This is a genomic window from Bradyrhizobium sp. JR3.5 (genome assembly GCF_054057015.1).
In genome coordinates this window covers 1,659,677-1,673,021 of record NZ_JBSRYV010000002.1, presented here as the reverse complement: position 1 = coordinate 1,673,021, position 13,345 = coordinate 1,659,677, and the positions used below count along the sequence as shown (strand labels likewise).

Here is a 13,345-nt window from a genome sequence, read left to right as displayed (position 1 = left end):
TCACACTTCCAGCCATTCCTCGCGGATGGCGGCATTCGCCTTGAGCTGCTCGGGCGTGCCTTCGAACACGACGCGGCCGTGGCCCATGATGTAGACCCGGTTCGAGATCTTCATCGCGATCGACAGCTTCTGCTCGACCAGCAGGATGGCGACGCCGGCCTTGGCGATCCGCGCGATCAGTTCGCCGACCTGCTGCACGATCAGCGGCGCCAGACCTTCGGTCGGCTCGTCGATCATCATCAATTCGGGATCGCCGAGCAGGGTGCGGCAGGTGGTCAGCATCTGCTTCTCGCCGCCCGAGAGCACGCCGGCCGGCGTGTCGGCGCGGCGGGCGAGGTTAGGAAACATGTCGAGCATCTCCTGCAGCCGCCACTTGCCGGGGCGGCGCGGGTCCTTGATGCCGAGGATCAGGTTCTGGCGAACCGTCAGGCTCGGGAAGATGTCGCGATGCTCCGGCACATAGCCGAGGCCGAGGCGGGCGATCTTGTGGCTCGGCAGGCCTGCGATGTCCTTGCCCTTGAAGCGGATGGTGCCCTGCGGCGGCACCTCGCCCATGATCGCCTTGACGGTGGTCGAGCGGCCGACGCCGTTGCGCCCGAGCAGGCTCACGACCTCGCCGGCGGCGATGTCGAGATCGACACCCTGCAGGATGTGGCTCTTGCCGTAATAAGCGTGGAGATTCCTGACCTCGAGCATCAGTCGACCTCCTCGCCGAGATAGGCTTCCTTGACCTTCGGATTGCCGCGGATCTCCTCCGGGGTGCCGGAGGCGATGATGTGGCCGTAGACCAAGACCGAGATGCGGTCGGCAAGGCCGAACACCACGCTCATGTCGTGCTCGACGATGACGAGCGTGCGTCCTTCGGTGAGGCGGCGGATCAGCGCGACGGCGCGCTCGGTCTCGGCATGGCTCATGCCCGCGGTCGGTTCGTCCAGCATGATGACGCTGGCGCCGCCCGCGATCGTGATGCCGATCTCGAGCTCGCGCTGCTCGGCATAGGTGAGCAAGCCCGCCGGTACGTCGCGGCGATGGCTGAGATGGATGTCGTCGAGTATCTGCGCGGTGCGTCGCTTCACCTCGGGCAGGTTGTCGACATTCTTCCAGAACGCGTAGCGGTGGCCGGTCGCCCACAGCACGGCGCAGCGGACGTTCTCCCAGACAGTCATGCGGGCGAACACGTTGGTGACCTGGAACGAGCGCGACAGGCCGCGCCGGTTGATCTCGAACGGCCGCAATCCCGAGGTGACTTCACCGTTCAGCCGGATCTCGCCCGAGGTTGGCTTGATGTAGCCACTGATCAGGTTGAACGTGGTCGACTTGCCGGCGCCGTTCGGGCCGATGATGGCGTGACGCTCGCCCTTGGCGACGCTGAGATTGAGGTCGCGGATGATGCCGACATTGCCGAAGCTCTTCTCGACGGCGTTGACTTCGATGGCAGCGGTCATGCGAGATACCCCCGATCACGGGCCACCGTCGCGGCGCGATCCCAGGCTTCCGCGACGCGCCGCCAGGTGATGCGTGCGACCAGGAAGCCGCCGACCACGAGAATCGCGGCGGCCGCCCAGGTCGTCGGCGCCGTGGCGGCGAAGGGAATGCCGAGCAGCTTGATGACGTCGCCGCCGGAGAAGCGCGCGACGGTCTCGATGGTCAGGATGATGCCGAGCGCCAGCGCCAGCGTCGGGATCGCCGCGACCAGATAGGACGGGATCACCGTGCCGAGCGTTCCGGCGCGGATCAGCGGACGGTGCTTCATCAAGATGCCGGCGATGCCGCCCGGTGCGAACATCACGATGGCGATGAAGATGATGCCGAAATAGAGCTGCCAGACCGAGGTGACGTTGGTCAGCCCGAGCTGCAGGTACGTCACCAAGATGGCGCCGAGGATCGGACCGAAGAAATAGGCGGTGCCGCCGATGAAGGCTGCGAACAGCACGAGGCCCGACTGCGTCGCGCCGAGATAGGCGGAGTTGGCGATCTCGAAATTGATCGCGGCGAGGCCGCCGGCGATGCCGGCGAAGAAGCCGGCGAACATGTAGGCGAGATAGCGCACCACATGCGGATCGTAGCCGATGAACTCGACGCGCTCCGGATTGTCGCGCACCGCGTTGCAGATGCGCCCGAGCGGGGTGCGGGTCAGCGCGTACATCGCGATCGCCGAGACCATCACCCAGAACGCAATCAAGTAGTAGACCTGAATCTGCGGCCCGAAGGTCCAGCCGAACAGCGGCATCAGCGAGGTGCGGTCGGTGGTGATGCCGGATTCGCCGCCGAACACGCTGCGCAGGATCAGCGACGACGAGGCGACCAGCTCGCCGATGCCGAGCGAGATCATCGCAAACACGGTGCCGGCGCGCTTGGTCATCACCCAGCCGACCACCAGAGCAAAGGCCATGCCGCCGATGCCGCCGACCAGCGGGATCACCGGCAACGGGATCGGCCAGTTGTGGCTCGCGACGGCGTTCATGGCGTGGACGGCGAGGAAGCCGCCGAGGCCGTACTGCACGGCATGTCCGAACGACAGCAGCCCGGTCTGGCCGAGCAGGATGTTGTAGGACAGTGCGAAGATGATCGCGATGCCGATCAGGCTGAACGAGGTCAGCGAGCCGCCGGAGGAGAACACCAGCGGCAGCACGACGAGCGCTGCGGCTGCGATCAGCCAGATGCCATAGAAGCTCAGGGCGCCGCCGGACTCTTCTTTGGCCACTGCGGGAGCGGGGGTCACAGCGTTCGTCATGACTCGCGCGTCCCCAGCAGGCCCATGGGGCGGAAGATCAGGACCAGCACCAGCAGCAGATAGGGCAGGATCGGCGCGATCTGCGCGATCGTGACGTTCCAGATGTCGGTCAGCGGCGAGGCGCCGAGGCTCGGATCAAGCGGCCCGAACACGCTGGCGAGCGAACCATTGAGCGCGACCGCAAAGGTCTGGATCAACCCGATCAGGAGCGAAGCGATGAAGGCGCCGGGCAGCGAGCCGAGGCCGCCGAATACGATGACGACGAACAGGATCGGCCCGAGCAGCGCGGCCATGTCGGACTGGGTCACCAGCGAGGGCCCGGCGATGACGCCCGCAAGACCCGCCAGCGCGCTGCCGACGCCGAACACCAGCATGAACACGCGGCCGACATTGTGGCCGAGATGGCCGACCATGCTCGGATGAGTCAGCGCGGCCTGCACGATGAGGCCGACCCGCGTCCGCTTCAGCGTGACCAGGAGCGCGATGAAGATCACGACGGAGACCACCAGCATGAAGATCTTGTAGGCGGGGTAGTTGGTCGAGAACACGGTGAAGGCCGGAAAGTCGAGTGCCGCCGGAACCCGATAGTCGACCGGGCTCTTGCCCCAGATCATCGAGACGATTTCCTCGATGGCGAAGGCGAGACCGAAGGTCAGCAGCAGTTCGGCGACATGGCCATGCTTGTGGATGTTGCGCAGGCCGTAGCGCTCGACGCCCATGCCGACCACGCCGACCAGCAGCGGTGCGATTACCAGCGCCGGCCAAAAGCCGATCCAGCGGGTGAGCTGAAAGCCGAAGAACGCGCCCAGCATGTAGAAGCTCGCATGCGCGAAGTTGAGCACGCCCATCATACTGAAGATGACGGTGAGTCCGCTGGACAGCAGAAACAACAGCATGCCGAACAGCACGCCGTTGAGCGTCGAGATGACGATGAGCTCAGCCACGGCGCACCCGCTTGAGACTGGAACGGTTCACGTGATCAATAACCTGTCGATGAAATGAACTACGGCACCACGACGCTGCCGGAAGGTGAACGCCTCCGCAACCCTGTGGTCGCGGAGGCGCCTAGCAGCGGCCGATCAGGGCCGCTTCATGTTGCAGGTGGTCGGAAGCATCGTCTGATCGGTGTCGATCTTGGAGACGGGGTGCCAACCCCAGCCGGTGTTCTCTTCGTCGAACGGCTCCTTGGCCTTGTCGGCCAACGTTCCGAACGAGGAGATGATGATCGGCTGGAAGAACTGGTGGTCGTCCTTGCGCATGAAGCCGTCGCCGCCGTCGAACACGTCGAACTTCATGCCCTCGAGTGCGGCCGCGACTTTCACCGGATCGATCGAATTGGCCTTCTCGGCGGCGGCCTTGAACATCCGCATCTCGTTGACGGCGCGTGGATACCACACGGAAATGCCGGTCTTGGCGCGGAAGTCCTTCTCGAAATCCATCGCCGCCTTGTTGCCGGAGTTGGGGATGCCCTCGCTGATCTGGAACACCTGGTGGTCGAGACCGGTCTGCTTGATCGCGGTCGGTCCACCGGCGCCGCCGGCATAATAGGTGTACCAGTTGACCTTGAGGCCGGCATCGGCCGCGGCCTTCAGCAGCAGCGCGAAGTCCTGTCCCCAATTGCCGGTCACGACCGTGTCGGCGCCGGACGCCTTGATCTTGGCGATGTAGGGCGAGAAATCGGTGACCTTGAGCATCGGGTGCAATTCGTCGCCGACGATCTGGATATCCGGCCGCTTTTCGCCCAGCATCTTGCGCGCTTCCGATCGCACCGACTGGCCGAACGAGTAGTCCATGTTGATCAGATAGACCTTCTTGATCGACGGCTGGCCCTTCATGTAGTTGGTCAGCGCGGCCATCTTGATGTCCGAGTTCGCATCCCAGCGGAAATGCCAGTAGCTGCACTTCTCGTTGGTCATGCTCGGATCGACCGCGGCGTAGTTGAAGTAGAGCACTTCCTTGCCGGGGTTGCGCGAATTGTTCTTGGTGACGAAATCTTCCAGCGCCGCACCGACCGACGAGCCGTTGCCCTGGGTGATGTAGTGGATGCCGGCGTCGACCGCCTTCTGCGCCTGCACCAGGCTTTCCTGCGGATTGGTCTTGTTGTCGAGCGGGACGATCTCGACCTTGTGGCCGAGGATGCCGCCCTTGGCGTTCAATTCGTCGGCGAGGTACTGAAACGTCTTCAGGCCGCCTTCGCCAACGCTGGCGCCGCCGCCGGAGAGCGGATCGATATAGCCGATCTTGATGGATTCCTGCGCGGACGCCGCGCCTCCCAACACCGTCAGCGCTGCCGCGGCGGCAACGATCAGCTTATGCATCCTGCGTTCTCCCTTGCTCATGTTTCTGATTGGTCTTCAGCGATCGAGGCCGTCTCATAACCCCAATTGCCGCGCCTTCGCAACTTTCGCTTTGAATATGGCGTCAAGTTTTAGCGCAAGGTAGTATCATGTTATAGGCTATATGCCTTCGGATTTGGTCACTGTTTTGAATTACAGGTAAACTTTTGGATGAGGCCTGCGCTCGCATGCTGGCTCACCATCTGGAACCGATGTCGTCCCCTCCATATAGGCGGGCCGATGCTCCAGCATCGCTAAAGCAACCGGAGGCGAATTGGCGGCTCAAGCCGGATGCCGGCGCGGCTTGAGTCCCGAGAGAAGCAACCGCGCGAAATGATCGGCAATCTGCGTCGGAGACCAGTCACGCGTGGTCTTGAACCAGATCGGATACCAGTGGCCCATTCCGGTCAGAATACGCTCCGCGAAGTAGGTATCGATGCGGCGGAAGCGGCCCTCGTCGATCCAGCGCTGATAGCTGTCCTGGTCCTGCCGGATCGTCGCCAGCACCTGACCGACATAGGCCTTCCGGTCAACGTCGTTGAGATAGTTGATGTTGTGGTAGGTCGCCTTCGGGCCGCAGGGCGTGTCGTGCAGCATCAACAGCAAGCGGATCCTCTGCACGATGTGATCGAATGCGCCGAGGCGCTGGTCCTGCAGGTGCTCGCGAATGCTGATCTCGCCGGCGAGCCCGCGTCGCAGGCAAGCCAGCAGCAGGCTCTCCTTTTCGCTGAAGTGATAGTAGATGCCGGCGCGGGTCATGCCTGCATCCACGGCGATGCTCTCGAGCGACGTGCCTGATGCGCCCCTGCGGTTGAAGCTGTCGGAGGCAATCGAAAGCATCCTGTCGAACTTTGCAGCCCGCTTGTTCAACGCCGCGCGAGATTCCAGGAACGGGGCAAGGCTGAGCGGTTCGGGCATCTCGGGAACCGCGATCTCGCGCCGGTAAACGCCGTGCGTGATGATGTCGTCGATGGCATCGATCGCCTGCTGGCGCGTGTAGTAGTCGCGTTCGGACAGCCAGAACGGCACCCAGTCCAGGATGGAGATGAGCGCCACCGCCGTGAGCAGCGGTTCGTCGCAGGCGATCGAGCCGTCCGCTACGCCCCGATCCAGAATTTCGGCAAGCCGCGCGGCATTCTGCCAGCGCTTGGCGTGGACTTCGCTGCTGTAGGGCGCAGCAAGCGCATCGATGTCAGTGAACAGAATCATGCGCTGGGCTTCAGACCGCAGCCTGCCGCGCACGAAGCGTCTGATAATCTCGAGCCCGTCGATGCCGGGCTCGGCCGCCGTTTCAATCTCATGCCGATAGATCGCAAGGCCGCGCAGATAGCAGTGGAAGATCAGATCTTCCTTGTCGCGGAAATAGTGGTACAGCGCGCCCGGTACGGCCCGCACGGACGCCGCGACCTGCTCCATCGTCACGTTCGCGTAGGAGTGGCGGGCAAACAGCCGGGAAGCTGAGAGGAGGATTTCTTCAGCCCGATCCGTCGGGTCGGCGGCGACTTGCAAGCTCGAATGCCCTTCCTGATCGCGGAACGAAAATCCGTACGCGAGATAATCCCCTTGGCAGCAGCTTGTCGATCTGCGATAGACGTTGGTATACCATACACCAGCGGCTTTTGGAGAGAGCATGGCGCGCAACATTCTGATCCTTGGGGCTTCCTACGGCTCCCTGCTGGGGACCAAGCTTCTGATGGCGGGCCACAACGTGTCCCTGGTGTGCCGGAAGAACACTGCGGACCTGATCAACCGCGACGGCACCGAGGTGCGCATCAAGCTGCGTGACGAGAAGGAGCACCGCTCGATCTTCTCGCGCGACCTGCCGGGCAAGCTCGACGCCGTTACGCCCGCCGATGTCGACGTGTCGCGCTACGACATGGTCGGCCTGGCGATGCAGGAGCCGCAATACACCAACCACACGGTTCGCGTGCTGATGATCAAGATCGCGGCGGCGAAACTGCCCTGCCTGTCGATCATGAACATGCCGCCGCTGCCGTATCTGAAGCGGATCCCCGCGCTCGCCGGCATGGACCTCGAGGAGGCCTACACCAACGCCCAGGTCTGGGAGCGCTTCGAGCCGGGCCTCGTCACGCTTTGCTCGCCGGATCCGCAGGCGTTCCGTCCGCCGGAGGAGAAGGCCAACGTGCTGCATGTCGGCCTGCCGACCAACTTCAAGGCCTCCGCCTTCGCCGACGACAAGCACAACAAGGTACTACGCGAGCTCGAAGCCGACATCGACGCGGTGACCCTTGACGGCCAGGACGTTCCGGTGAAGCTGAAAGTGTTTTCTTCGCTGTTCGTGCCGCTGGCGAAGTGGTCGATGTTGCTGACCGGCAATTATCGCTGCATCACGCTGACTGAGCCGCAATCGATCCGCGACGCCGTCCACAGTGATCTCACGCGCTCGCAGGCGATCTATGACCATGTCGACGCCATCGCGCGGAAGCTCGGCGCCGACCCTGCCGATCAGGTGCCGTTCGCGAAATACGCCAAGGCGGCCGAAAGCCTGCTCAAGCCGTCCTCGGCGGCCCGCGCGGTCGCCGCCGGCGCGCCCTTCATCGAGCGCGTCGATCTGCTGGTGAAGCTGATCTCGCATCAGCTCGGCACGCCGAGCGCCGAGATCGACCGCACCGTGGAGACCGTCGATCAGAAGCTGAACGAGAAGATCGTGCAGGGCGGCTCGGGCGCCGCGTAACAGGAACGCGCGTTGACGGCGGGGCAGGGCTCGAACCTGCAACCCGACCGTCATGAGCGACGGGATATCGATCAGCTTCGTTGATTTTGCTGGGGCCGCGAAGGCAGCGCGGTCATCGCTTCGAGCTGCGCTGTTCGCGTTGCCAGCACCGCGAGCAAGCTCTTGTGCAGCCGATCCTCGGGTTCGAAATTATGCGCGAGGGTTCGGATGGTCTCGACAAATCGCATGCGATACGTCGCCGCCCTGTCGACGTCTCCGTACTTCGCGAAGATCTCGGCGGCCGTGCGGTACACCCGCCAGGAGGCAATCGGGAAGTCGGCACTGTCGACGATCTCCAGCGCGCGGGACAGGTGCAACCGAGCCTCCGCGGAATCGCCCAAGGCAAGCGCAGTCCGCGCGAGCAGTCCGTGGGCCTGGGCCAGGTGATTGAGATCCGGGGCCGTAGCCACATAGTCGTGGAGCTGGCGCGCACAGCTCTGAGCCTGCGTAAAGTCGTCAACCTGCAGATAATATTCGCCGAGGCAATGATACACCTGCGTCGCGGCGGTAAATTCGATATCGATGCCTTCTTCCTGCCTGCGGCGCTCAATATCGTCGAATTGCCTGCGCGCTCCCGACGGATCGTTCAGGCCGACATAGGCCTTCGCAAGGACGGCCCGCTTGTGGAAGTACGTCGACTGATCGCCGACCAATAGACTGTCGTCGACACTTTCGCAGAGCTCCCGGGCTCCATCAAAGTCCATCGCTTCGACATGCAACCATGCAAGCGTCAGCCGGCATAATGCGCTGCCGGGGCCGTTCGCGTTCCTGACGGCCAGTTCGAGGCCGGCCGTGATTTCACGCCGCAATTCCCGCCATTCGCCCAGATGAATGAGCGCGATGGATTCAAGAACGTTGAACAGAACAAAAGTGTAAACGTCGCCGGCTAGCCGCGCCAACCGCTTTCCTTCGGTGCCGGCGCGGCGGCATTCCTGGTACCGCGACCTCCAGCAATCAACGATACCGGATATTCCATTGCGCCTGATCAAGACGCCATAGTTCGTGGCATTCGCACTCAGCTCGATCGCCCTGTCGCAGAGCGTGGCGTCCTGTTTGCGCCAGCCGTTGAGGAACAGGTTGACGCTCGCGCTGCTGCCCTGGACCAGAGCCTTGAATGTGTCGTCCGCAAGCGTCTGGCTTCGCGACAGCACATCGTCAGCGGCCTCAAGGCAGGCGTGGCGATCCACGCGCAAGCAGAGACTGCTCACAGCCGTGAGGCCGTTGAGCTGTTGCTTGATCTCGCCGGCCTGTTCGGCGCAGGCAATCATGTCGCGCAAATCACGGATCGAGCCGGCGAGGTCGCCGCACGAGCGAAGCGCCCAGCTCCGCTCCCGCAAGAGAGCGACGCGGGTCGAAAATTTGTCGGCAGCATCGAAACGATCAAGTATGCCGAGCGCGCGGGTGAGATAGCTTGCGGCCTCCGCATGGCCGAGGCGTTTCGTCGAGCTCTTTGCCGCTTCCCGGAGGTAGCGCAACGCGCTCGGAAAGTCGCGACCCTGCTCAAAGTGAAGTGCGAGCGCGGGCGCTATTTCAGGGGTGCGGCCGGCATAGGCCTCCTCCAGCCTCTTGCCCAAGCGCTTGTGCGTCTGCGCGCGGTGCCCCGGCGGCAAATTCTGGTAAATGATATTCTGATAGAGAATGTGACGAAAGGCGTAGGAGCCCGAATATGTCCCATCGGGCCACTCGGAAACGCCCGAACGAACGAGGATTTGATCTTTCCGGATCGACGCTTCGATGTCCCTTTCAACGTCGATCGCATCGTCGGACAAGCCGGCCGCAACGAGGGCCGCAGAAAATTCTTCGCCGGCAACGCTGGCGACATCGAGTAGACGCCGCTCGTTATCGGTGAGGCGATCGAGCTCGTGGCCGATCATGTTGAGGAGGCTGTCTGGAATGCGATCTTGCGTGAATGCCGCCTGTGAGGCCAGGCGCCATCTGCCGTCGATTTCGACGATCGACTCCTGGTCGATCAGGTGCTTGAGCAGCGAGGCAACAAACAAGGGATGTCCCAGCGTTCGCTCGAACACGGGTCTTGACAGGCTGGACGCAAGTTCCTCGTCGTCGAAGCGCAATGCCAGGTAACGCTCGACCTCCGAACGCGACAAGCGATCGAGCCGCAGTTCGCTGCAGTATCCATGGATCTCGAGATCCCGGTGCAGGCGACGGATAGGATGTCCGCCGGCGGAACTATCGGCCGGACGATAGGAGCAGAGCACCAGCACGCGCGCCTTGCCGTTTCCGCGCGCGAAGCGAGACAGTACGTCGAGCGTCGCGAAGTCGCTCCAATGCAGATCTTCGAGAACAAGGACCCAGGGGCGGCCGGTGCTCAGCGCTTCCAGAAGATCGCAAAATTCGCGCAGCATCCGCTCGCGCGTCGCGCCGAACACTTCATCCTGGAAAGCCGCGCGTTCCGATGCGTCGATGGCGCCTGGCAATTGCAGTATCCAGGTCGGGGCGTGCGCGCGAACGGCCGAAATCAATTCCGGACCGTTTGCGCGATAACGGTTCACCAGTGCATCGATGAGTGGAAGAAAGACTTCGTCCGTTCCGAATCGTTCAGTGCAGCGCCCATAGAGCTGATCGAAGCCCTGTTCCGCCAGCTGCTCGATCGCCTTGGCGATGAAGGCCGCCTCGCCAATGCCGGCTTCTCCGGTGACAAAAGCCATCTGCCGGTTGCCGGACAATACATGCCGCGTCATCCGGTCGATCGTCTCGAAGGAGGCTGTCCGGCCGACCACCAGGGTGGAGGTCTCGGCCTTCAGAGGTACGACCGCGTTCGCAACCTCCCGGGGTGCTTCCCGCACCGTGCCGACAAAGCGGACGCCTTTGCGCGGCAAGGTCTTGATTAGCCGTTGCGCCTCGCCGGAATCGCCTATTCCCGTACGGGCTGCGTTGATGCGGGTGGTGAGCGCTGACTCCGAGACGATGCGCCCGCCCCAGATTGCACTGATCAGATCGTCCTTGGTCACCACCCGGGTGCGGTGGCGGACAAGATACGCGAGGAGGTCAAAAACCTGAGGCTGCAACGGGATCGGACGTCCGTCACGGCGCAATTCCCGCTGGTCGGTGTCGAGAACGAACTCGTCAAATAAATACAGCAAAACAATGCCTTCGGAAGTGCGCGAGGCGGGCATTCAACCGGTACACCGGCCCGAAAGCAAGCAAACCCTTCAAAATCAAGGAAACGATAAGAACAAATTAAGCTCGCGTTAAAGCGTGGCGTGGCGTGGCGTTCGATACTTCCAGCCGTATCCAGCCACTCACACAAGGTGCTCGTGTCATGCGCTTGGAGGAAAAGGCGCGGCGTCTCACCCGCGTGTTCTATGGGTTGTTGTTTCGCAAGATGTTTCAGTCGATCGCGGCAGCGGCCGTACCATTGTTTGACGGCAGGGCTTCAACCGGAAGCGATACGTTGTTTTCCGTCGCCTCCACGAGTTTTTCCCGAAAAGAGGGCTGGTTTGGGCGCCTCCTTCAGGCGCTCCACCATTCGCGACGGCCGCAGGCAGAGCGCACCCTTCGGCAGTATCGTCACCTGATCGACAATAGGTGGCACCAGTTTGCCTCGCGATACGATGTTGGAGGTCATGACAATGTCGGTCAGTGAGAAGTCGTCCGGACGCAAGCTTCGGGTTTCGGCACCGAGCGAGAATGCGCTGCTGGCAACGATCGCCATCTGCTTTGTCATTGTGCACATCCTTGCAGCCACGATGTTGACTTCGACCCGCCAGAGCGATGCCGGGGTGGCGCCCGAGCCGCCGGGACTGTCATCCACGGACTGATCGCCACGTCGTTTTCCCGGATTTTGCGAACCGAAAGGGTTAGCTCATGGGTGACATCGCGTCGTTTTGCCAGCTGAGCATCGCTGTGTTTTGCGGCGCTTTCGTCTCGGGCCTCGCGGGTTTTGCCTTTTCGGCGGTGGCCGGCGCGATTCTGCTTCACGCTCTCCCACCACTGGAGGCGGTCCCGCTGATGATGGCCTGCAGCATCACCGTGCAAGCCACGGGTCTTTGGGCCTTGAGAAAAAGCATCCGCTGGAAACAGAGCTCCGCACTGGTGGTCGGCGGATTACTTGGCGTTCCGATCGCCGTCTGGTTGCTGCAAGCTGCAGACGCGCGGATCTTCAGAGAGAGCTTTGGTCTCGCCGTCGCCTGCTATGCGGCCTACACGTTATTCCGCCCGGTGCTTTCTCATCGCTTGCAGATGAATGCGAGCCGTAATGCATTGATCGGCTTCGGCGGAGGCTTTGTCGGCGGGTTGACGGCAATGCCGGGTGCAATACCGACCATATGGTGTGACATTCACGGCGTGCCAAAAACCGAGCAGCGTGGAATGGTTCAGCCCTTCATCGCCGCCATGCAGATATTCGCACTTGGTCTTATGCTGATCCGAAGAGATCTGTCGACGAAGGTGCTGGTTGACTTCGCCATCAGCGCCCCGGCACTCCTCGCAGGAACGGCGCTCGGGCTTTTTGTCTTTCGCTGCGTCGATGACGCGCTGTTCCGGCGAATTATTCTCGGGATCTTGCTGGTTTCGGGACTGTTGCTGGTGTTGTAGCTACGCCAGTCGCGCCTCTAGTTACAATGGCAGCCAGTTGCTGGCTTCTCGCCATGCATCGGTGATCAGCAAAGTGCAGAACCGCGACTGCCGAACGCATGGCTCCGCCTACCCAGCTGAGGTAGGCTCGCGCAGTTGCGGTTGGGAGCCACGGACATGCCGATCAAAACGCTTCCTCTTCTTGCAATCTATGGCGATCTGGATCGCGCGCGGGACATCATGCGCGCGCCTGGCAGCCGCTCGACCAGCTTTCGCCCGATGATGCCGAGATCGTCGTGAAGGCGATCGCCGAGGGCATCGCGCGCGGGCGCAGGCACGGGCTGGAGATAGGGCAGTGTGGTCTGGCGGCGTAGGCCGCTAGCTCTGCTGCTTCACGGCCAGAATCGTCACCGCGCGGGTCTGGTGGCTCGGCGTCTGGAAATCGATCGTCTGGCCGACTGAAAGCCCGATCAGCGCGGCGCCGACCGGCGTCAGCACCGAGATGCGCCGCAGCGCGATGTCGGCTTCGTGCGGATACACCAGCACGACCTCCCTGACGTCGCCGGTCTCGTCGTCGCGGTAGCGCACGCGCGAGCCCATGCGGACCACGTCGGGCAGTTCGGCATCGTCGGCGACGACCCGGGCCCGGTCGGTCTCGCGGGCAAGGAACTGGGCCACGCGCGGAAACACTGCCATGCTGGAATCGGCCAACGCGCTGAGGCGATGCGCCTCGCTCGCGGTGATGACGATCGGCGGCAATGCAGGAGCAGTAAAGTCGTTCTGAATGGTTCGGGTCATGTCGGATGATCTTTGCGGTTGATCGCGGGCGCGGCGACGCCGGCGCGCGGATGTCTCGCGCGATGCGACGGGCCGAATGATTTTGATGATGTTATGATTTTGACGATGTCGAGAATCCGGACGGCGCGCGATCGCCGGCCGGCTAAGTGCCTGCGTGCAGACGTCCAGCGCGCAAACCGAGGCGCGCAATGCGAGTGTCGATGCTCAACA

General features: G+C 62.7%; 11 protein-coding genes. 2 read left to right on the top strand and 9 right to left on the bottom strand.

Annotated features, from left to right (window positions below):
• The 6 genes from ACVWW1_RS24800 to ACVWW1_RS24775 all read right to left on the bottom strand — a co-directional run bounded on the left by ACVWW1_RS24800 (position 1) and on the right by ACVWW1_RS24775 (position 6,579).
• Positions 1-696, bottom strand: a complete 696-nt coding sequence (locus ACVWW1_RS24800) for an ABC transporter ATP-binding protein (RefSeq protein ID WP_229167925.1) — start codon at positions 694-696, stop codon at positions 1-3.
• Positions 696-1,445 (bottom strand): ABC transporter ATP-binding protein, encoded by a 750-nt coding sequence (locus ACVWW1_RS24795; protein WP_456657756.1) that lies wholly within the window; start codon positions 1,443-1,445, stop codon positions 696-698. Before ACVWW1_RS24795 ends, ACVWW1_RS24800 begins: the two co-directional genes overlap by 1 nt.
• Positions 1,442-2,734, bottom strand: coding sequence for a branched-chain amino acid ABC transporter permease (locus ACVWW1_RS24790; protein WP_456657755.1), 1,293 nt, complete (start codon positions 2,732-2,734; stop codon positions 1,442-1,444). Before ACVWW1_RS24790 ends, ACVWW1_RS24795 begins: the two co-directional genes overlap by 4 nt.
• Positions 2,731-3,678 (bottom strand): branched-chain amino acid ABC transporter permease, encoded by a 948-nt coding sequence (locus tag ACVWW1_RS24785; RefSeq protein WP_456657754.1) that lies wholly within the window; start codon positions 3,676-3,678, stop codon positions 2,731-2,733. Before ACVWW1_RS24785 ends, ACVWW1_RS24790 begins: the two co-directional genes overlap by 4 nt.
• Positions 3,679-3,813: 135 nt before the next feature.
• Positions 3,814-5,052, bottom strand: a complete 1,239-nt coding sequence (locus ACVWW1_RS24780) for a branched-chain amino acid ABC transporter substrate-binding protein (RefSeq protein ID WP_456657753.1) — start codon at positions 5,050-5,052, stop codon at positions 3,814-3,816.
• 300 nt (positions 5,053-5,352) lie between these two features.
• Positions 5,353-6,579: a TetR/AcrR family transcriptional regulator gene (locus tag ACVWW1_RS24775; RefSeq protein ID WP_456657752.1), complete on the bottom strand. Its 1,227-nt coding sequence runs from the start codon at positions 6,577-6,579 to the stop codon at positions 5,353-5,355.
• 121 nt (positions 6,580-6,700) lie between these two features.
• On the opposite strand from ACVWW1_RS24775, the gene ACVWW1_RS24770 reads away from it, so the two are divergent.
• Complete coding sequence (locus ACVWW1_RS24770; protein ID WP_456657751.1) at positions 6,701-7,765, top strand: ketopantoate reductase family protein; 1,065 nt, start codon at positions 6,701-6,703, stop codon at positions 7,763-7,765.
• A gap of 71 nt (positions 7,766-7,836) precedes the next feature.
• Here the strand turns inward: ACVWW1_RS24770 and ACVWW1_RS24765 are convergent, their stop codons facing one another.
• Positions 7,837-10,938 carry an ATP-binding protein gene (locus ACVWW1_RS24765; RefSeq protein WP_456657750.1) on the bottom strand — a complete coding sequence of 1,034 codons (3,102 nt, stop codon included), beginning with the start codon at positions 10,936-10,938 and terminating at the stop codon, positions 7,837-7,839.
• Between the two features lie 260 nt (positions 10,939-11,198).
• The gene (locus tag ACVWW1_RS24760; RefSeq protein WP_456657749.1) at positions 11,199-11,489 is read right to left on the bottom strand and encodes a hypothetical protein; all 291 of its coding nucleotides are present in this window, start codon (positions 11,487-11,489) and stop codon (positions 11,199-11,201) included.
• A 140-nt stretch (positions 11,490-11,629) separates the two neighbouring features.
• On the opposite strand from ACVWW1_RS24760, the gene ACVWW1_RS24755 reads away from it, so the two are divergent.
• Positions 11,630-12,358: a sulfite exporter TauE/SafE family protein gene (locus ACVWW1_RS24755; RefSeq protein ID WP_456657748.1), complete on the top strand. Its 729-nt coding sequence runs from the start codon at positions 11,630-11,632 to the stop codon at positions 12,356-12,358.
• Positions 12,359-12,715: 357 nt separating this feature from the next.
• Here the strand turns inward: ACVWW1_RS24755 and rnk are convergent, their stop codons facing one another.
• Positions 12,716-13,135 (bottom strand): nucleoside diphosphate kinase regulator, encoded by a 420-nt coding sequence (rnk, locus tag ACVWW1_RS24750; protein WP_456657747.1) that lies wholly within the window; start codon positions 13,133-13,135, stop codon positions 12,716-12,718.
• Positions 13,136-13,345: the final 210 nt, after the last annotated feature.